This window comes from Bradyrhizobium sp. (assembly GCF_036735945.1).
Taxonomy (GTDB): domain Bacteria; phylum Pseudomonadota; class Alphaproteobacteria; order Rhizobiales; family Xanthobacteraceae; genus Bradyrhizobium.
Window position 1 is genome coordinate 1 of the sequence record NZ_DAINNI010000013.1, and the last position, 16,760, is coordinate 16,760.

17 protein-coding genes are annotated in these 16,760 nt (G+C 63.7%); 11 read left to right on the top strand and 6 right to left on the bottom strand.

Translation table 11 applies throughout. The features are described 5' to 3' along the window. The 7 genes from V7E26_RS06940 to V7E26_RS06970 all read left to right on the top strand — a co-directional run. The coding region (locus tag V7E26_RS06940; RefSeq protein ID WP_324414698.1) for a Bug family tripartite tricarboxylate transporter substrate binding protein at positions 1–374 on the top strand (374 nt) is incomplete at its 5' end. A gap of 197 nt (positions 375–571) precedes the next feature. Further along, the gene (locus tag V7E26_RS06945) at positions 572–1,345 is read left to right on the top strand and encodes a motility protein A (RefSeq protein ID WP_324414699.1); all 774 of its coding nucleotides are present in this window, start codon (positions 572–574) and stop codon (positions 1,343–1,345) included. A gap of 37 nt (positions 1,346–1,382) precedes the next feature. Further along, positions 1,383–2,210, top strand: a complete 828-nt coding sequence (locus tag V7E26_RS06950) for an OmpA/MotB family protein (protein ID WP_324414700.1) — start codon at positions 1,383–1,385, stop codon at positions 2,208–2,210. Between the two features lie 160 nt (positions 2,211–2,370). Beyond that, positions 2,371–4,269 (top strand): potassium transporter Kup, encoded by a 1,899-nt coding sequence (locus V7E26_RS06955; protein WP_324414701.1) that lies wholly within the window; start codon positions 2,371–2,373, stop codon positions 4,267–4,269. Between the two features lie 155 nt (positions 4,270–4,424). Next, complete coding sequence (locus tag V7E26_RS06960; protein ID WP_324414702.1) at positions 4,425–6,350, top strand: potassium transporter Kup; 1,926 nt, start codon at positions 4,425–4,427, stop codon at positions 6,348–6,350. A 282-nt stretch (positions 6,351–6,632) separates the two neighbouring features. Continuing rightward, complete coding sequence (locus V7E26_RS06965; RefSeq protein WP_324414703.1) at positions 6,633–7,211, top strand: hypothetical protein; 579 nt, start codon at positions 6,633–6,635, stop codon at positions 7,209–7,211. Positions 7,212–7,500: 289 nt separating this feature from the next. Continuing rightward, the gene (locus V7E26_RS06970; RefSeq protein WP_324414704.1) at positions 7,501–7,704 is read left to right on the top strand and encodes a hypothetical protein; all 204 of its coding nucleotides are present in this window, start codon (positions 7,501–7,503) and stop codon (positions 7,702–7,704) included. A 202-nt stretch (positions 7,705–7,906) separates the two neighbouring features. On the opposite strand, the gene V7E26_RS06975 is transcribed toward V7E26_RS06970, so the two are convergent. Beyond that, complete coding sequence (locus V7E26_RS06975) at positions 7,907–8,524, bottom strand: L,D-transpeptidase (protein WP_324414705.1); 618 nt, start codon at positions 8,522–8,524, stop codon at positions 7,907–7,909. Positions 8,525–8,663: 139 nt separating this feature from the next. Between V7E26_RS06975 and V7E26_RS06980 the strand changes: the two genes are divergently transcribed. The 4 genes from V7E26_RS06980 to V7E26_RS06995 all read left to right on the top strand — a co-directional run bounded on the left by V7E26_RS06980 (position 8,664) and on the right by V7E26_RS06995 (position 11,880). Continuing rightward, positions 8,664–9,134 (top strand): GNAT family N-acetyltransferase, encoded by a 471-nt coding sequence (locus V7E26_RS06980; protein WP_324414706.1) that lies wholly within the window; start codon positions 8,664–8,666, stop codon positions 9,132–9,134. A 179-nt stretch (positions 9,135–9,313) separates the two neighbouring features. After that, positions 9,314–9,592: a rhodanese-like domain-containing protein gene (locus V7E26_RS06985; RefSeq protein WP_324414780.1), complete on the top strand. Its 279-nt coding sequence runs from the start codon at positions 9,314–9,316 to the stop codon at positions 9,590–9,592. A gap of 6 nt (positions 9,593–9,598) precedes the next feature. Next, positions 9,599–10,771, top strand: coding sequence for an aminotransferase (locus V7E26_RS06990; protein WP_324414707.1), 1,173 nt, complete (start codon positions 9,599–9,601; stop codon positions 10,769–10,771). A 2-nt stretch (positions 10,772–10,773) separates the two neighbouring features. Beyond that, complete coding sequence (locus tag V7E26_RS06995) at positions 10,774–11,880, top strand: polyamine ABC transporter substrate-binding protein (RefSeq protein ID WP_324414708.1); 1,107 nt, start codon at positions 10,774–10,776, stop codon at positions 11,878–11,880. 422 nt (positions 11,881–12,302) lie between these two features. Here the strand turns inward: V7E26_RS06995 and V7E26_RS07000 are convergent, their stop codons facing one another. The 5 genes from V7E26_RS07000 to V7E26_RS07020 all read right to left on the bottom strand — a co-directional run bounded on the left by V7E26_RS07000 (position 12,303) and on the right by V7E26_RS07020 (position 16,597). Next, complete coding sequence (locus V7E26_RS07000) at positions 12,303–13,238, bottom strand: lipid A biosynthesis lauroyl acyltransferase (protein WP_324414709.1); 936 nt, start codon at positions 13,236–13,238, stop codon at positions 12,303–12,305. 24 nt (positions 13,239–13,262) lie between these two features. After that, positions 13,263–14,540, bottom strand: a complete 1,278-nt coding sequence (locus tag V7E26_RS07005) for a beta-ketoacyl-ACP synthase (RefSeq protein ID WP_324414710.1) — start codon at positions 14,538–14,540, stop codon at positions 13,263–13,265. An 87-nt stretch (positions 14,541–14,627) separates the two neighbouring features. Then, positions 14,628–15,827, bottom strand: coding sequence for a beta-ketoacyl-ACP synthase (locus V7E26_RS07010; protein ID WP_324414711.1), 1,200 nt, complete (start codon positions 15,825–15,827; stop codon positions 14,628–14,630). Then, positions 15,824–16,294 carry a 3-hydroxyacyl-ACP dehydratase FabZ family protein gene (locus V7E26_RS07015; protein WP_324414712.1) on the bottom strand — a complete coding sequence of 157 codons (471 nt, stop codon included), beginning with the start codon at positions 16,292–16,294 and terminating at the stop codon, positions 15,824–15,826. The genes V7E26_RS07010 and V7E26_RS07015 overlap by 4 nt, the downstream gene beginning before the upstream one ends. 9 nt (positions 16,295–16,303) lie before the next feature. Next, the gene (locus V7E26_RS07020; protein ID WP_028346689.1) at positions 16,304–16,597 is read right to left on the bottom strand and encodes an acyl carrier protein; all 294 of its coding nucleotides are present in this window, start codon (positions 16,595–16,597) and stop codon (positions 16,304–16,306) included. Between the last annotated feature and the right edge of the window lie 163 nt (positions 16,598–16,760).

Consider the following 16,760-nt stretch of genomic DNA (forward strand, 5'->3'; position numbering starts at 1 on the left):
AGGGCGCGGTGGCGCTGCCGCAGATCCGCGCCGGCAAGATCAAGGCGCTCGCCAATCTCTCGGCGACGCGCTCGGCCTCGATGCCCGATATTCCGACTTCCGACGAGAGCGGCGTTGCCGGCCTCTATATGTCCGGCTGGTTCGGCTTCTGGGCGCCGAAGGGCACGCCGAAGGACGTCATCGCCAGGCTCAATGCGGCGACGACGGAGGCGCTGGCGGACCCTGCGATCCAGAAGCGCTTTGCAGAACTCGGCCTCGACGTCGCGCCCCGTGCGCAGCAGACCCCGGAAGGCCTCGCCGCCTTCCAGAAGACCGAGATCGACAAATGGTGGCCGATCATCAAGTCCGCCGGCATCGGCGCGCAGGCGCAGTGAACGTCCACCGCCGCAGAATGGTTAGCAAATCCTGAAGCCGCGCCGGCCGCGGGCCCGCAATTCTACGATCTCAGTTCGAGATTATCCTTTACGGCTCTTTAATCGCGATGGTCGTAGGGTGCCTCTTGCGCGGCTCCGGCAGGAGCGGCGCGCCCGGTCAGGATGGCCGGCAGTTCGCGTAGGCGTTGGAGTTCAGAATGGATATCACCACGCTGGTTGGCCTCATCGCCGGCGCTATCGTTCTCTCGGTGCTGATCCTGATGGGTGGTGACTTCCGGATGTTCTACGACATCCATGCCGTCATCATCATCTTCGGCGGCTCGACCGCGGCGACACTGATCCGGTTTCCCCTGAGCGCAATCGTGCACGGCATGCCGCTGGGCGCGAAATTCGCCTTCACCATGAGCCGTCTCTCGGCGCGCGACCTGGTCGACGAACTGGCGCGTATCGCGGAAATCGCCCGCAAGCAGGGGCCGGTCGGGCTGGAAAAGGTCGAGACCGACGAGCCGTTTCTCGCCAAGGGCATTCGCTACGTCGCCGATGGCTACGACCTTGAATTCATCAGAGACAATCTGGAGCGGGATCGCGACAACTTCCTGATGCACCTCAACGAGGGCTCGAAGATCTACCGCGCGATCGGCGACTGCGCGCCGGCGTTCGGCATGATCGGCACGCTGCTCGGCATGGTGCAGATGTTCTCCAACATGTCGGACCCTTCGAAGCTCGGCCCGTTCATGGCGGTCGCGCTGCTGGCGACGCTGTACGGCGCGCTGGTCGCCAACCTGATCTGTCTGCCGATCGCCGACAAGCTGCATGGCAAGCTGATCGACGAGGAGACCAACCGCACGCTGATCATCGACGGCATCCTGATGATCCGTGACTCCAAGAGCCCGGCCCTGGTGCGTGAAATGCTGCTGGCCTATCTGCCCGAAAAGCACCGCCACGAGGAAGGCGAACTGGTTCCGGCCTGATCGGTCGGGCGACTCATAAGGCGCGGACGCAAAACGCATGGCCAAGAAAAAACGCGAAGAGGCGCATGGCGGTCACGGCTGGTTCGTGACGTTCGCCGACCTGATGGCGCTGTTGCTGTCGTTCTTCGTCATGCTGGTGGCGTTCTCCAGCCAGGACCAGCAGAAGCTCAAGATCGTCGCCGGCTCGATGCGCGAGGCGTTCGGCGTGCAGACCGAGTCCCGCCATTCGGGCATCGTCGAATCCGACGGCCTGCCGACGCGGCCGAAGCTGAAGAACGTCGCGCATATCTCGCCCGAGGACGCCTCCAATACGCCGACGCCTGACGACAAGGACCATCAGAAAGAGGCCGGCGCCCGCCTGAAGGTCGATCGCGAATTCGCGCTCGCCTCGGCCTCGCTGCGCCAGGCGCTGCAGGACATGCCGGAACTGACCGAAATGTCCAAGCACATCATGTTCGAGGAGACCAAGGAGGGCCTCAATCTGGAGATCGTCGACCAGGACGGCAGGTCGATGTTCGCCGACGGCTCAAAAGTCCCGTTTGACCGCACCCGCCGCTTGATCCAGAAACTCGCGGTCCCGTTGAAGGCAACGCCGCTGCGCGTCAATATTGTCGGCCACACCTCGGCCGGCTTCGTGCCGTCGCGCAGCGAATATGGCGCGTTCGACCTGTCGGCGGACCGCGCCAATGCGGTGCGTCAGATCCTCGAACGCGAGGGCCTGCCGCCATCCCACATCTACGCCGTCGGCGGCCGGGCCGACAGCCAGCCCCTGTTTCCGGACGATCCGACCCTGCCTGCGAACCGTCGCGTCACCATCACACTGATGCGCGAAAATCCGCCGCTTCCGCCCAACCTGAAGCCGTAGACACAATTACCATAATACCATCTTGCCATTTCAATGGAATCTGCTTTGCGTAAGCTCCGCATCGCCTGTGGTGCTATGCTTGCTCGATGATTGACAGGCAGCGCGGAAGCGCCGATAGCCGCGCGGATCAATTCAACGACGAGAACGTTCCTCCTTCATCATGACTGCCAGCGTCACATCCACCGAGGCCCATGAGGGGCATGCGACCTCTGGCTTTTGGGCCCTGACGCTAGGCAGTATCGGTGTGGTGTTCGGCGACATCGGCACGTCGCCGCTGTACGCGTTTCGCGAAGCCGTCACCCACGCCGCCAATGGCGAAGAAGTGACGCGCGGCATCGTGCTCGGTGTGCTGTCGCTGATCCTGTGGTCGCTGTTCATTGTCGTCACCGCCAAATATGTCCTGCTGCTGTTGCGCGCCGACAACAACGGGGAGGGCGGTACACTGTCGCTGATGGCGCTCGGGCAGCGGGCGCTGGGCCACCGGAGCTGGGTGCTGCTGGCGCTCGGCGTCGTCGGCGCCTCGATGTTCATCGGCGATTCCATGATCACGCCGGCGATTTCGGTGTTGTCGGCGGTCGAAGGTCTCAAGCTGGTGACGCCGGCGCTCGAGCATTATGTCGTGCCGCTGACGATCTTCATCCTGGTCGTGCTGTTCTCGGTGCAGAGCAGCGGTACCGCGCGCGTCGCCTCGGCCTTCGGGCCGGTCATGGTGGTCTGGTTCGCGACGCTGGCGACGCTGGGGCTGATCCACATCAGCGACGATCCCACCGTGCTCTACGCGATCAATCCCTGGTACGCGATCAAGTTCATGCTTTCCCACGGCACCATCGGATTGGTGACGATGGGCCTGGTGTTTCTGGCCGTGACCGGCGGCGAGGCGCTTTATGCCGATCTCGGCCATTTCGGACGCAAGCCGATCCAGACCGGATGGTTCTATTACGTGATGCCGGCGCTGCTGATCAATTATTTCGGGCAGGGAGCGCTGGTGCTGGCCGATCCGGGAGCGATTGAAAATCCGTTCTACCGGCTGGTGCCGGGAATGCTGCTGTTGCCGATGGTGGTGCTTGCGACAGCGGCGACCGTGATAGCCAGCCAGGCGGTGATCACCGGCGCGTTTTCGCTGATCGGCCAGGCGGTGCAACTCGGTCTCCTGCCGCGCTTCGAGGTGCGCTACACCTCGGAGACCCATGCCGGCCAGATCTATCTGCCGCGCGTCAACCGGCTGCTGCTGATCGGCGTCGTGCTGCTGGTGCTTTTGTTCCGCACCTCGAGCGGCCTTGCCTCGGCCTATGGCATCGCGGTTTCCACCACCATGGTGGTCGACGGCATCATGGGCTTTGTCGTGATCTGGAAGCTGTGGAATTGGCGCGCCGCGACAGCGGCGGCCGTCATCCTGCCGCTCGTCGTGGTCGACATGAGCTTCTTCGCCGCGAACCTCCTGAAACTGTTCGAGGGCGCCTGGGTGCCGCTGCTGTTCGGCATCGCCGTCGCCGTGATGATCTGGACCTGGCGCCGCGGCGCCGGCATCCTCGTCGTCAAGACGCGACGGATCGAGGTGCCGCTGGCGGATCTGATCAAGAGCCTGGAAAAGCGTCCGCCCCATATCGTCAAGGGCACGGCCGTGTTCCTGACGTCGGACCCGAGCTTCGTGCCGACCGCCCTGATGCACAATCTCAAGCACAACAAGGTGCTGCACGAGCACAACGTGATCCTGACCATCGAGACGGCGCAAACCCCGCGCGTCGATCCGGCCGAGCGCGTCAAGATGGAGAAGATCAGCGAGAAGTTTTCGACCGTGCGGCTGCGGTTCGGCTACATGGAATCACCGAACGTGCCGAAAGCGCTGGTGATCGCCCGCAAGCTCGGCTGGCAGTTCGACATCATGGCGACGTCGTTCTTCGTCTCGCGGCGCTCGCTGAAGCCGTCGGCGCAGTCGGGCATGCCGCTCTGGCAGGATCATCTGTTCATCGCGATGAGCCGCTCGGCCAACGATGCCACCGACTATTTCCAGATCCCGACCGGACGGGTCGTCGAAGTGGGAACTCAGGTAACCATCTGAGTCTGCTATAGATTTCATTAAAACGGTCGAGATTCACCCATGCGTTGAACGCATGGCGGAGGCCTGAAATCCGGCTAACCTGCATGGCGGCGGCGGGAGTATAGGGCTGCGCTCCTGCATTTGTGCAGTGCGGTAAGAAGCCGAGGCCCGACCCCATGTCAGTTCAACTTGCGATACCCGCGGCGGAAACGCCCGCGGCCAACGGGCATGGCGAAGCGCACTCCACCGCCACCTTCAAGGCGCTGATGCTCGGCAGCATCGGCGTGGTCTATGGCGACATCGGCACCAGCCCGCTCTATGCGCTGCGCGAAGCGGTGGTGGCGGCGAGCGAAGCCTCGACGGCCGCTACGCCGCAGGCGGTGCTCGGCGTGCTCTCGCTGATCCTGTGGGCGCTGATCGTGGTGGTGACGCTGAAATACGTCGTCATCCTGCTGCGCGCCGACAACAATGGCGAGGGCGGAACGCTGGCGCTGATGGCGCTGGCGCAGCGGGCGGTTGGGAAGGGCGGGGCGGCGATCGTGCTGCTCGGCATCATCAGTGGCGCGCTGTTCTATGGCGATGCGGTGATTACGCCCGCGCTGTCGGTGCTGTCGGCGATCGAGGGCATCAAGCTCGTCACGGTGACCTTCGAACATTATGTCGTGCCGCTGACGGTGCTCATTCTGGTCGTGCTGTTTGCCGTGCAGTCCCGCGGAACCGCGCGTGTCGCAGCGTTGTTTGGACCGGTGATGTGCGTCTGGTTTGCCGTGCTGGCGATCGCGGCTGTGCCGCAGATCATGCGCCACCCTGAAGTGCTGCAGGCGCTCAACCCGCTATATGCCGTCTCCTTCATGCTCCATCACGGCCTGATCGGCTTCGTGACACTGGGCGCAGTGTTTCTCGCCGTCACCGGCGCGGAGGCGCTCTATGCCGACCTCGGCCATTTCGGCAAGCGGCCGATCCAGACCGCCTGGCTGTTCATCGTGCTGCCGTCGCTGGCGATCAACTATCTGGGCCAGGGCGCGCTGTTGATCGCCGATCCCAAGGCGATCGAGAACCCGTTCTTCCTGATGTTTCCGGACTGGGCGCTGATCCCGATGGTCGCACTGGCGACGCTGGCAACGGTGATCGCGAGCCAGGCCGTCATCACCGGCGCCTATTCGCTGACGCGGCAGGCGATCCAGCTCGGCCTGATGCCACGTTTCGAAATCCGCCACACGTCGGAAGCCCATTCCGGCCAGATCTACATCCCGCGCATCAATTTGCTGCTGTTCCTCGCGGTGATCCTGCTGGTAGTTCTGTTCCGCTCGTCGAGCGCGCTGGCTTCGGCCTACGGCATCTCGGTGACCGGTACCATGGTGGTCACGGCGATGATGGGCTTTGTCGTGATCTGGCGGGTCTGGAAATGGTCGCCGGTCGCGGCCGCCGCCCTGATCGCGCCGTTCCTGTTTCTCGACGTCATCTTCCTCGCGGCCAACCTGTTGAAGGTATTCGAGGGCGGCTGGGTGCCGCTGGCGCTCGGCGGCATCGTCATGGTGCTGATGTATACTTGGCGCCGTGGCAGCCGCTTGCTGTTCGAGAAATCGCGCAAGCTGGAATTCCCGCTCGCCGATCTGGTGGCGATGCTGGAGAAGCGGCCGCCGCAGCGAGTCTCCGGCACCGCCGTTTTCCTGACCTCCGACCCCGAATGTGCTCCGACGGCGCTGATGCACAGCCTGAAGCACTACAAGGTGCTGCATGAGAAGAATGTCATTCTCACCATCGAGACCGCGCCGACGCCGCGGATCGACGACGCCGAGCGGGTGCGGATGGAGCAGCTCAGCGAGACCTTCGCCAAGGTGACGCTGCGCTTCGGCTTCATGGAATCGCCGAACGTGCCGAAGGCGCTGGTGATCGCGCGCAAGCTCGGCTGGCAGTTCGACATCATGGCGACGTCGTTCTTCCTGTCGCGGCGGGCGCTGAAGCCTGCCGTCCATTCGGGCATGCCGCGCTGGCAGGATCTGCTGTTCATCCGCCTCAGCCGCTCCGCCAACGACGCCACGGACTATTTCCAGATCCCGACCGGGCGTGTGGTCGAGGTGGGAACGCAGGTCACGATCTAGGCGTCGCTCCGCCAGCTCCGCCCACTCTGTCGCAGGACGGCAACAGTCTGCAGCGTTTCTTGAGCGTTTCTTGGGCGGAGCAGAACATCTGACTCCACGTGCATCCTGGTTCGGATCAGGCTATGAAGGGTAGGCGGCGGCCAATCGCGATTTATCCCCCGCCGGCCGCAGGGCGCGAATGCCTGCGGCATTGCATGCTCGACTGTGAGGACTATGCTCGGAAGCCTTGACGTTGGCCAAGTGTTTCGATGCGATGAGCTGATATTGTGAGGAGTAGCGCGAATGAGTTACAGCGGCGCGAACGACCACCCCAATCCGCATAGCCCGGATGATCCGCTGTACTATGCCCCGCGCTCGAGGCGCGGCATGGCGGACCCGCGATCCCGCGTAACACCGCAGATGAGATCGGAGCATTTGCCTGCGCTTCCGCCGATGTCACGCTCTGATGAGATGCGCGAGGAAGCCTTCGCCAAGTTCAGCCGCCCGCTGGAATCCCGTTTCGCATCCGAACGCCGTCGGCCACGCGGATGGCTCGCTGCGGCGGGCGCAATCGCGGCTGCGATCGGTATAACAGCGATCCTGGCGGTTGTTTTGTTCAACATGTTCCCGCGGTCAAAAACGGATCCTGCGGAACTCGCTGTTTCCATTTCGACACCCGCATTGGCGACCCCGGCCCCGGCTCCGGCAGCATCCGACGAGTCCCAGGCACTGCTGCAAGGATTCAAGCGATTCCAGGGGACGCAAGGAAGCGAAGACCAGGAACGGTCTGCTGACCCCACCTCCGTTGGATCGACAAAGGAGGGACCGGAAAAATCTCAGGCTCTGCTCGATAAATTCATGCAGTGGCAACAAAAGAAATAGCGTCGAGAAGACGTAAGATCGGCCGGAGCGATCGTCCTTGAGATCGCAAATGTAGCCAGCGGCGCCTCCCGGCACGCCTCGCTGGCGGGATTTGTTTTCATCCGCCTTTGCTGCTCCGGCCCCACCGGGGCTTTGGGACAATATGACCGCCGAGTGACACCGCTTACCCAGGGCGGTCACTCTTCTGTGCTGCTTAATCCTGATCCATTAGTGAACGTGATCACAAAGCTTGCGCGTAAAATGCGATACTTAGCTCCCGGCAAGGTGGGACCTGATCGGGGAGCAGCAGATGGAACGCCGGCTCTCGGCATTGGAAAAGCAGGCTGCCGACGCACTGCGCCGGGCAAGGAGATTGCCCGTTGGCCCAGCCCGCAACGACTTGCGGCAGCTAGCCATGGGATTGCTCTGGCTGCATCGGAACGGGATGGACGCGCTTGTGAAGCAGCGCCCGATGTCGCAGTCGTCGTCCGACGGCGAGAGGGTCGGTCAGTAATGCTGCCAAATCGCCTCGCGAAATCCGGTCACACTTTCTTCAAGAACCGCGTGTCTATTGGCGTCTGATCGTCATGGCCGGATGTACGCCATGGCCTTTAGATAGCCCCGGCTTCATGCCGGGGTTTTTCGTTGAGGCCATGGCGGCAAGCTCTCGGCCGCAAGCTCTCGGGCCGCAAGCTCTCGAAGTCTCGCGTCGCTCGCTACGCGCTCCGACCGGGAGGCAGCACGACGACGACCGCGCCCAGCTTCACCCGGTTCGCCAGATCGATGACGTCCTCATTGGTCATGCGGATGCAGCCGGACGAGATGGCCTGGCCGATATATTCCGGCTGGTTGGTGCCGTGGATGCGGTACAGGGTGTCCTTGCTGCCCTCGTAAAGATAGATCGCCCGCGCGCCGAGCGGATTGGCCGGGCCTCCGGCAACGCGCTTCGGATAGGGACCGAGCCGCGCCTGGATCTCCGCCGTCGGAATCCAGTCCGGCCATTCGGCCGTTCGACCTATCGTAGCGACGCCGGACCAGGCCTGCGCTTCCTCACCCACCGTCACGCCGTAGCGGATCGCCTTGCCGCCCGGCATGACGTAATAAAGGTACTTGGAGTTGGTATCGACCAGGATCGTGCCCGGCTGTTCCTTGCGCGTGTAGTCGACAATATGCCGGCGGTAGGTCTCCGGGATGGTCGCCTGCGCATAGGGCGGGTGCGCGAGCAGCTGCCGGTCCCTTGCGGTCAGACTGGCGTTCGATGACGGTGCAAGCGTGGCTTGCATGCAGCCGCCGAGCAGTCCTACGAGAAGCAATGCGAGCCCACGCCCCATCATCGCGTGTCCTCCAAGACTTTCTGTCAAAAAACTTGCATGTCTTACATGTCTCGATTTGTTGCTCGAAAAGTGCAGAAATCAAGGCGCTGTGCGATGATAGGCGTATTTCGCCAAAAAAAGCACGCGGGAGCAGGTGACGATGGGTGCCGGTTACCGCCTGGCGACGCTCGATGACGTCGGCCGCCTCCATCACATTCGGCGACAAGCGATTCTCGAACTCGCACCGCCGTCGATGGCGGTTGTCGAGGCCGAGGTCTGGGCGGCGAAGCTCACGCTATCGGGCATGGAGCGCAAGCTGCGCGAACTCGAAATATGGGTCGCCGAACTGGACGGCATCGTCGCCGGATGGGGCGCCATTCGCGGCGGATATCTGGAGGGGCTGTATATCGCTCCGGAATTTGCCGGCCACGGCGTGGGCACTGGCTTGCTGGCGATGTTGGAGCACCTGATGCGGGAGCGGAGCGTTGAGGCGATTGAGGCCGAGGCCAGCCCCAACGCGCTGGCGTTCTACATCAGGCGCGGATACCGGGAGAACGGTCCTCAAACGGCTGATGGGGCGTGGCCCATTGCGAAAGCGCTTCAAGCCACCGCCGGCCGAAATTGTGCCTGAAGCTGAAGCTTCGGAGGGACGTTTAAACCGTTTGCGGCGCTTGATTTTCTCCGCGCAAGGGGCGACTTTGGCGCCCGCTTGGTCGGGGGCTCATCGGAGCCCTCGGAGCGGCTTGTCAGGAGGACTGCGTGGCGGACCATCAGGTGCACGATTTGACGCCGGAAGACGTGGCGAAGGGCATGGCCGAGGGACGCTATCTCCTGGTCGACGTCCGCGAGCCGAATGAGGTCGCGGTGGAGGCCTATCCGGATGGCGTGGTGGTTCCGCTGCAGTCGTTCGATCCGGCCGCCATTCCCGATCCGAAGGGCCGGCAGGTGGTGTTTGCCTGCCGCTCCGGCAAGCGCTCGGTGACGGCCTCGCTGGCGGCGCAGGCGGTCGGGCTGCCTTATGACAAGCATCTGGCGGGCGGCATTCTGGCCTGGAAGGCTGCGGGATTGCAGACCAGGACCGGCGGCTGACGCGCCATGACATCCATGAACAAGGTCTTCGCCGACCTTCCCGTCACTGTGTTCGAGGCGATGTCGCAGGCGGCGCGCGACAACAATGCGATCAATCTCGGCCAGGGCTTTCCCGACGATCCCGGACCGGAGGACATCCGCCGCGCGGCGGCCGACGCCACGGTGAACGGCTACAACCAGTACCCGTCGATGATGGGCATTCCCGAACTGCGGCAGGCGATCGCCAGCCATTACGGGCGCTGGCACAAGCTTGACCTCGATCCGATGACGGAAGTGATGGTGACCTCGGGCGGCACCGAGGCGCTCACCGCGTCCATCCTCGCCGTCGTCGAGCCCGGCGACGAGGTCGTCTGCTTCCAGCCGGTGTATGACAGCTACCTGCCGATCATCCGCCAGGCCGGCGGCATTCCGCGCCTGCTCCGGCTGGAGCCGCCGGGCTGGCGGCTGACCGAGGAGATGCTGGCCAGCGTCTTCAACGAGAAGACCAAGGCGGTGCTGTTCAACAATCCGCTCAATCCGGCCGCCGTGGTCTATCCCCGCGAGGACCTCGAACTGCTGGCCCGGTTCTGCCAGAAGTACGACACCATCGCGATCTGCGACGAGGTCTGGGAGCACGTCGTGTTCGACGGCCGCGAGCATATCCCGCTGATCACGATCCCCGGCATGCGCGACCGCACCATCAAGGTCGGCAGCGCCGGCAAGATCTTCTCGCTGACGGGATGGAAGATCGGCTTCGTCTGCGCCGCCCCGCCGCTGTTGCGCGTGGCTGCGAAGGTGCATCAGTTCCTGACCTTCACGACGGCGCCGAACCTGCAGGCCGCCGTCGCCTACGGCCTCAACAAGCCGGACAACTATTTCTACGACATGCGCAAGGATCTGGCGCGGAGCAGGGATCGGCTGACCAGGGGGCTGGAGAGCATCGGCTTTCCGGTGCTGAAATCGCAAGGCACCTACTTCCTCACCGTCGATCTGTCGCCGCTCGGCCTGAACGAGACCGATGTCGAATTCTGCAAGCGCATCGTGACCGACTACAAGGTGGCCGCGATCCCGGTATCGGCGTTCTACGAGCAGGATGCGGTGACCTCGGTGGTGCGGTTCTGTTTCTCGAAAAAGGACGAAACGCTGGATACCGCGCTGGAGCGCCTGTCGGACGCGGTGCACGGCCGTCGCAAGAGGTAGCCATGCGCAATCGTAGCAGGGTTTCGCTGCGCCTGATCGGCGCGCTCGCGATCGCACTGTCGCTCTCATCAGCCAATGCGCAGGAGCGCACGGTCAATTTCTACAATTGGTCGAACTATATGGCGCCTGATGTGCTGCAGGATTTCACCAGGGAGACCGGCATCAAGGTGGTCTACGACACCTTCGACGCCAACGAGACCCTGGAGACGCGTCTTCTGGCCGGCAAGTCGGGCTATGACGTCGTGGTGCCCACGGGCTATTTCCTGCAGCGCCAGATCACGGCAAAAGTTTTTCTCAAGCTCGACAAGTCGAAGCTGCCCAACCTCGCCAACGCCTGGCCCGTGGTGACGGGCCAGCTCGCCACCTACGATCCCGGCAACGATTACGCCGCCAACTACATGTGGGGCACCACCGGCATCGGCTACAACGTCAAGACGGTCGAAAAGATTCTCGGTCCCGATGTGAAGATCGATAGCTGGGATTTCGTCTTCAAGCCGGAGAACCTCGCGAAATTCAAGGACTGCGGCATCCACATGCTGGATTCCGCCGACGACATTTTGCCGGCCGCCTTGAGCTATCTCGGCATCGATCCGAATTCGACCAAACAGGCCGATCTGGAAAAGGCCGCCGAGCTCGTCAGCAAGATCAGGCCGAACGTCCGCAAGTTTCATTCCTCGGAATATCTGGGCGCGCTCGCCTCCGGCGAGATCTGCTTCGTCGTCGGCTGGTCCGGCGACATCATGCAGGCGCGCAGCCGCGCCTCCGAAGCCAGAAACGGCGTCGAGGTCGGCTACGCCATCCCGAAGGAGGGCGCGCAGATGTTCTTCGACAATCTCGCGATCCCGGCGGATGCCAGGAACGTCGCGGAGGCCTATGAGCTGATCAACTATCTCTACCGCCCGGATGTTGCGGCGAAGAACTCCAACTTCCTGTCCTACGCCAATGGCAATCTGGCGAGCCAGAAGCTGATCGATCCGAAGATTTTCAACGACCGGAACATCTACCCGGACGAGGCGACGCAGAAGAAGCTGTTCGTCATCAAGGCGCGCGACCCGGCGACGCAGCGCGTGATCAACCGTCTATGGACGCGGGTGAAGACGGGGAAGTGATTGGTCGCGTACGAGCCTCTTTCCGCCGTCATTGCGAGCGAAGCGAAGCAATCCATCCATCCGTTATGCCGTGAGATGGATTGCCTCGCTCCGCTCGCAATGACGCGGCGGGAATTTCGGACTCGCTTGCACTATGTCCCGTAGCCCGGATGAGCGCAGCGACATCCGGGGCCGGCGCCCGTGAAGCCCCGGATGTCGCTGCGCTCATCCGGGCTACGTTCTTTTAAACCCCTGTTGCCGGAACCTGAGCTGGATTCTATAGCTCCCATGGGAGCATCACATCACATGACCGGAATCCTCGCATTCTTCTCAACGCGCACGCTGCTGCAGATCATCTTCGTGCTGGCGTCGGCGGCCACGATGAAGGCGTGGAGCCTCGGCCTGCTGTTCGGCGGGTAAGGGAGAAAAGAAACGGCTCGCTGCTACCGCCATCTCCGGTGCAGCCACAGCCACTGGTCCGGATATTCCCGCACCCAGCCCTCGATCACAGAGGTCACCGCCTGCATCGTGCCCTGGATGTCGATCTGGCCCGAGGCGTCGCGCGCGGGCTTGACCTCTTCGGAGAGTTCGGCGCGGAAGCGGTGGTTGGGCAGGCGTATGATGCGCACGCCGTGGACGGGGCATTCGACCTGGCGCAGCAGCCGCGCCAGCGTCGGGTTGGCCTTGGTCTTGCGGCCGAAGAAGGTCACCTCGACGCCATTGCCCATGTACTGATCGACCAGCATCGCGACGTGCTGGCCGCGCTGCAAGGCTTCGGCGAGCTTGAGCGGCGCCTCGCGCCCGGCCGGCACCAGCGTGCCCATCTTGACGGCTCTGATGCGTTCGATGGCGCGGTCGGCGGACTCGATGTTGGGCCGGCGGAACAGGATCGCGCAATCCAGCCCATGGGCGACCGCGCCCAGCGCCGGAATTTCCCAATTGCCGAGATGGCTGGCAAAGATGATGGCGGGCTTGCCGTCGTCGCGCAGGGCATCGAAGATCTGCTTGGTGCGCGGCGTGAACTCGATGCGGCTCGGCTTGTCCGGCTGGGCGAGGTCGTAATCCCAGATGTGATCGAGATGGGCGAACTCGGCGCCGATGCGGCCGAGATTGTCCCACACGCCGGCCAAGATGGTCTCGATCTCCTCCGGCGATTTCTCGGGGAAGGCGGCCTTGAGGTTTTCGCGTCCGATGCGATCCTCGCGCAGCCTTTGGCCGATGAAGCGGGTGCAGCGGCCGAAGAAATTGGCTGTCTTGTCCGGGTCGAAATAGCGCGTGGTGCGTAAGAGCGCGACCGTCAGGGCGCCGACGGCGGCTTCCGCCACGGGCTTTGCGGCGTCGCGCAGGCGTGCCTTGGTGCGTAGGAGCAGGCGGTTCATCTCAGCAGTCTGTGCGCTACACCGCTACACCGGTTCGCGCGTCAGGATCAGCGAGGCGTTCTGCCCGCCGAAGCCGAACGAGTTCGACATCACGGCGGTGACCCTGGCGTCGCGCGCCCTGTTGCCGACGACGTCGAACAGGATCGCGGGATCCGGTATCTCGTAGTTGATGGTCGGCGGAATCCGCTGGTGCTCCAGCGTCAGCAGCGAGAACACCGCTTCGACCGCGCCGGCCGCCGAGATCGTATGCCCGACCATCGACTTGTTCGACGATACCGGGATCTTCGGCAGATGTTCGCCGAACACCACGGCCGTGGTGTTGTACTCCATCTTGTCGTTTTCCGGGGTCGAGGTGCCGTGCGCGTTGATGTGGTCGATCTGTTCCGGCTCGAGGCCGGCGTCCGCCAGAGTCTTGCGCATGCAGCCGATGATCGGCTTGCCGTCCGGGCTGGAGCGGGTGCGGTGGAACGAGTCCGTCAGCTCGCCGCAGCCGGCGACGACGCCGAGAATTCTGGCGCCGCGTGCAACCGCGCTCTGATAGCTTTCCAGCACCATCGCGCCGGCGCCTTCGGCCATCACGAAGCCGTCGCGGTTCTTCGAGAACGGCTTTGACGCCGCCTGCGGCGGATCGTTCTGCGTCGACAGCGCCGACAGCAGCGAGAAGCGCACCAGGGCTTCCGGATTCACCGAGCCGTCGGTTCCGACGCACAGCGCGGCATCGGCTTCGCCGCGGCGGATCGCCTCGACGCCGAGCTGGATCGCGGTCGCGCCGGAGGCGCAGGCGGTGGACAGCGAGATCGGCGAGCCCTTGGTGCCGAAGGTTTCGGCAATGTGGCTCGCCACCGAGCCGAACATGAAGCGGTGATGGTAGGGCGTGTAGCGCCCGCCGCCGCTGACGCGCAGCAGGTCGCCATAGTCGAATTCGGTCTTGCCGACCGCGCGGCCGAGTTCGAGCCGCTGCGGCCATTCGACCTCGACCGGCGCGACCGCCAGAAACAGCGGGCCGGGGAAATCGGCTTTGCTGCCGATCGCGGCCTGGCCGAGCGCTTCCTCGATTGCCAGGTCGGCCAGCCGTTCGGTCAGCCCCGTCGAGGTGACGGGATCGATGGTGACGAAGTCGACCGTGCCGGCCATCGTCGACTTCAGGCCGTCGACCGGAAAGCGCGTCACGGTCTTGATGCCGGACTCTCCCGCGGTCAGGCGGCGCCAATTGTCTTCCTTGCCGGCGCCGAGCGAGGTCACCACGCCCATGCCGGTGACGACGACGATCGGCCTGCCGAATTTATCCGATGGTGCTGACATGGTTCCCCCGATGCTGCGCCGTAACCCGAACGCGCGTCCCGCGCGCCTCTCTTGCGTCTCGCCGTGCCGAAAGCGTCTCGGCGACGTTTACTTGACGGCCTCGACCAGGGCCATGCCTTCGCCCTGCCAGTGACCGGCCCCCACCACCACTATCTGGTCCGGGGTATCAGCCTTTTCAACCTCGAACCCGCTGGGGTCGTTGGGCGGAAACAGCGCGCCGCGCGACAGCGACAGCGCGGCCAGCGCCAGGCCGAGCGGAAACTGGGTTTCCAGCGTATGGCCGAACATCGTGCCGGTGGCGCGCACCGCATATCCCGGATGCTGGCGCAGAAACGCCTTCTCTTCCGAGGTCACCGGCTCGGCGCCGGTCGCGCCGGTGATCAGTTGGCCGCTGTCGCCGGTGACGCCGAGCTTCGGCCACATCGCTTCCAGCGATCTGGTCACCGCGCCCGGCTGCTTGCGTTGCGCGAGATCGGCGACCACCTTTGTCAGCTTCGCATAGGGCTTGGCGCCGCGCGCCTCTGCATGCTCGCGGGATTCCAGCACCAGGAAGCAGCCGGCGGAGCCGAGCGCAAAGCCGCTTTGGTCCTCGCGCTGCCACACCGGAGCGAACTTTCCCTTCAGGTTGAAGTCGCCAAACTCGTAGAGCACCAGCAGATCGGAGCGCTCGCCATTATGGGCGGCGCCGACGAGGGCGATCTCGCTCTGTCCGGAAGATATCCGCGCCAGCGCGATCCGCGCCGCGTCGATCGAGGCGGCTTCCTCGCCCATGAAGGTGCGCGACGTGCCTGATACCCCGTGCACGATCGCGATGTTGCCGGCGAGCAGGTTGGAGAGCTGGGCCAGGAACAGCGTCGGCCGCAGGTCGTTCATCAGCCGCTCGTTGAGAAAGCTCGGGCTGGAATTGCCCTTGGCATCGGCGGTCATGATGGCGCAGTCGACCGCAAGGTCGCGCTCACCGCCGCCGGCGGCGACGATCATGTCCATCCGGCCCAGGATTTCCTGGTTGCCCTTGACGCCGGCGGAATCCAGCGCGAGCCCCGCGGCATAGGTGCCGATGCGCTGCCACGCCTCCATCTGGCGCTGGTCGCCCTTCTTCGGGATCTGAGCGTCGAATGAGACCGGCGCCAGCGGATGCACGATGTAGGGCGCATAGCGCTTGTCGTCGACGTTGATCTTCCTGGCCGCCAGCGCATCCCAATGCGCGTCCAGCCCTTCGCCGAGCGAGGAGACGATGCCGATGCCGGTGATCCAGACTTCCTTCGCCGCGGATGTTGGCTCGGTCATTGCGTGATTGCCTGCAGTGGGAAGCCGATCTTGTTGGCCATCTCGTCCATGTACCCGCGCATCGAGGAGTCGGGGAAGGGGGCGAGGCCGAAGGTGATCTCGGCGCTGCACTTCAAATCCTTGCCGGCGCGGGCCTTGGCCTTGGTCACCGCAAAGCCGGAACCTTCATGCTCGAGCTTCGCCTCGATCGTCAGCAGCGTGCCGGGCGGCACGAAGCCGCGCATCTTGGCTTCCTTGACGATGGCGAGGAACGGCATCCGCTCGAACTTCAGAAGGCCGAGCAGCAGCCAGCCCGAACTCTGCGCCATCGCTTCGGTCAGCAACACGCCAGGCATGATCGGAAAGCCCGGAAAGTGGCCCTCGAAGATGGTGTGAGCAGCCGGAACCTGCGCCTCGACGATGATGCGCTTCTCGTCGAGGTTCAGGTCAACGATGCGGTCGATCAGCTTGAAGTAATCAAGGTCCATGGTGGACGATTAGGCGCCCGGGGCTGCATTCTTGGCGGCGACCAGTTCGTCGATGCGATCGGCGAGGTTCTGCAGCACGAAATACTGCTCGGTCGTGGCCTTGCCGTCATTGACCTCCTGGGTCCATTTCTCGAGCGGCATCTTGATCCCGAACGCCTTGTCGATGGCAAAGGCGATGTCCAGGAAGTCCAGGCTGTCAATTCCGAGGTCGTCGATGGCGTGGCTCTCCGGCTTGATCGTGTCGCGCGGGATGTCGCAGGTCTCCGCGATAATGTTGGCGATCTGATCGAATGTGGAAGACATCATTAAGCCTTTGATATATTGGAGATATTCCGTGGCGGCTTGGAGAAGGCGTCGAGCGGCCCCCGAAGGCCTCAAATCCCCCGGCCGGAGTCGAGTGCCCGTATAACGGAGCGGGCCGCTTAGTTCAATGGAAAGGGCCCGATCCCGCGGGGATGGATTTGGC

Coding starts and splice junctions, on each gene's coding strand:
- V7E26_RS06950 (WP_324414700.1), top strand. CDS start 1,383: ATGGCCAAGAAAAAACGCGAAGAGGCGCATGGCGGTCACGGCTGGTTC.
- V7E26_RS07005 (WP_324414710.1), bottom strand. CDS start 14,540: ATGTCAGCACCATCGGATAAATTCGGCAGGCCGATCGTCGTCGTCACC.
- V7E26_RS06980 (WP_324414706.1), top strand. CDS start 8,664: ATGGGTGCCGGTTACCGCCTGGCGACGCTCGATGACGTCGGCCGCCTC.
- V7E26_RS06960 (WP_324414702.1), top strand. CDS start 4,425: ATGTCAGTTCAACTTGCGATACCCGCGGCGGAAACGCCCGCGGCCAAC.
- V7E26_RS06965 (WP_324414703.1), top strand. CDS start 6,633: ATGAGTTACAGCGGCGCGAACGACCACCCCAATCCGCATAGCCCGGAT.
- V7E26_RS06990 (WP_324414707.1), top strand. CDS start 9,599: ATGACATCCATGAACAAGGTCTTCGCCGACCTTCCCGTCACTGTGTTC.
- V7E26_RS06985 (WP_324414780.1), top strand. CDS start 9,314: ATGGCCGAGGGACGCTATCTCCTGGTCGACGTCCGCGAGCCGAATGAG.
- V7E26_RS07000 (WP_324414709.1), bottom strand. CDS start 13,238: ATGAACCGCCTGCTCCTACGCACCAAGGCACGCCTGCGCGACGCCGCA.
- V7E26_RS06970 (WP_324414704.1), top strand. CDS start 7,501: ATGGAACGCCGGCTCTCGGCATTGGAAAAGCAGGCTGCCGACGCACTG.
- V7E26_RS06955 (WP_324414701.1), top strand. CDS start 2,371: ATGACTGCCAGCGTCACATCCACCGAGGCCCATGAGGGGCATGCGACC.
- V7E26_RS07020 (WP_028346689.1), bottom strand. CDS start 16,597: ATGTCTTCCACATTCGATCAGATCGCCAACATTATCGCGGAGACCTGC.
- V7E26_RS06995 (WP_324414708.1), top strand. CDS start 10,774: ATGCGCAATCGTAGCAGGGTTTCGCTGCGCCTGATCGGCGCGCTCGCG.
- V7E26_RS07015 (WP_324414712.1), bottom strand. CDS start 16,294: ATGGACCTTGATTACTTCAAGCTGATCGACCGCATCGTTGACCTGAAC.
- V7E26_RS06945 (WP_324414699.1), top strand. CDS start 572: ATGGATATCACCACGCTGGTTGGCCTCATCGCCGGCGCTATCGTTCTC.
- V7E26_RS07010 (WP_324414711.1), bottom strand. CDS start 15,827: ATGACCGAGCCAACATCCGCGGCGAAGGAAGTCTGGATCACCGGCATC.
- V7E26_RS06975 (WP_324414705.1), bottom strand. CDS start 8,524: ATGATGGGGCGTGGGCTCGCATTGCTTCTCGTAGGACTGCTCGGCGGC.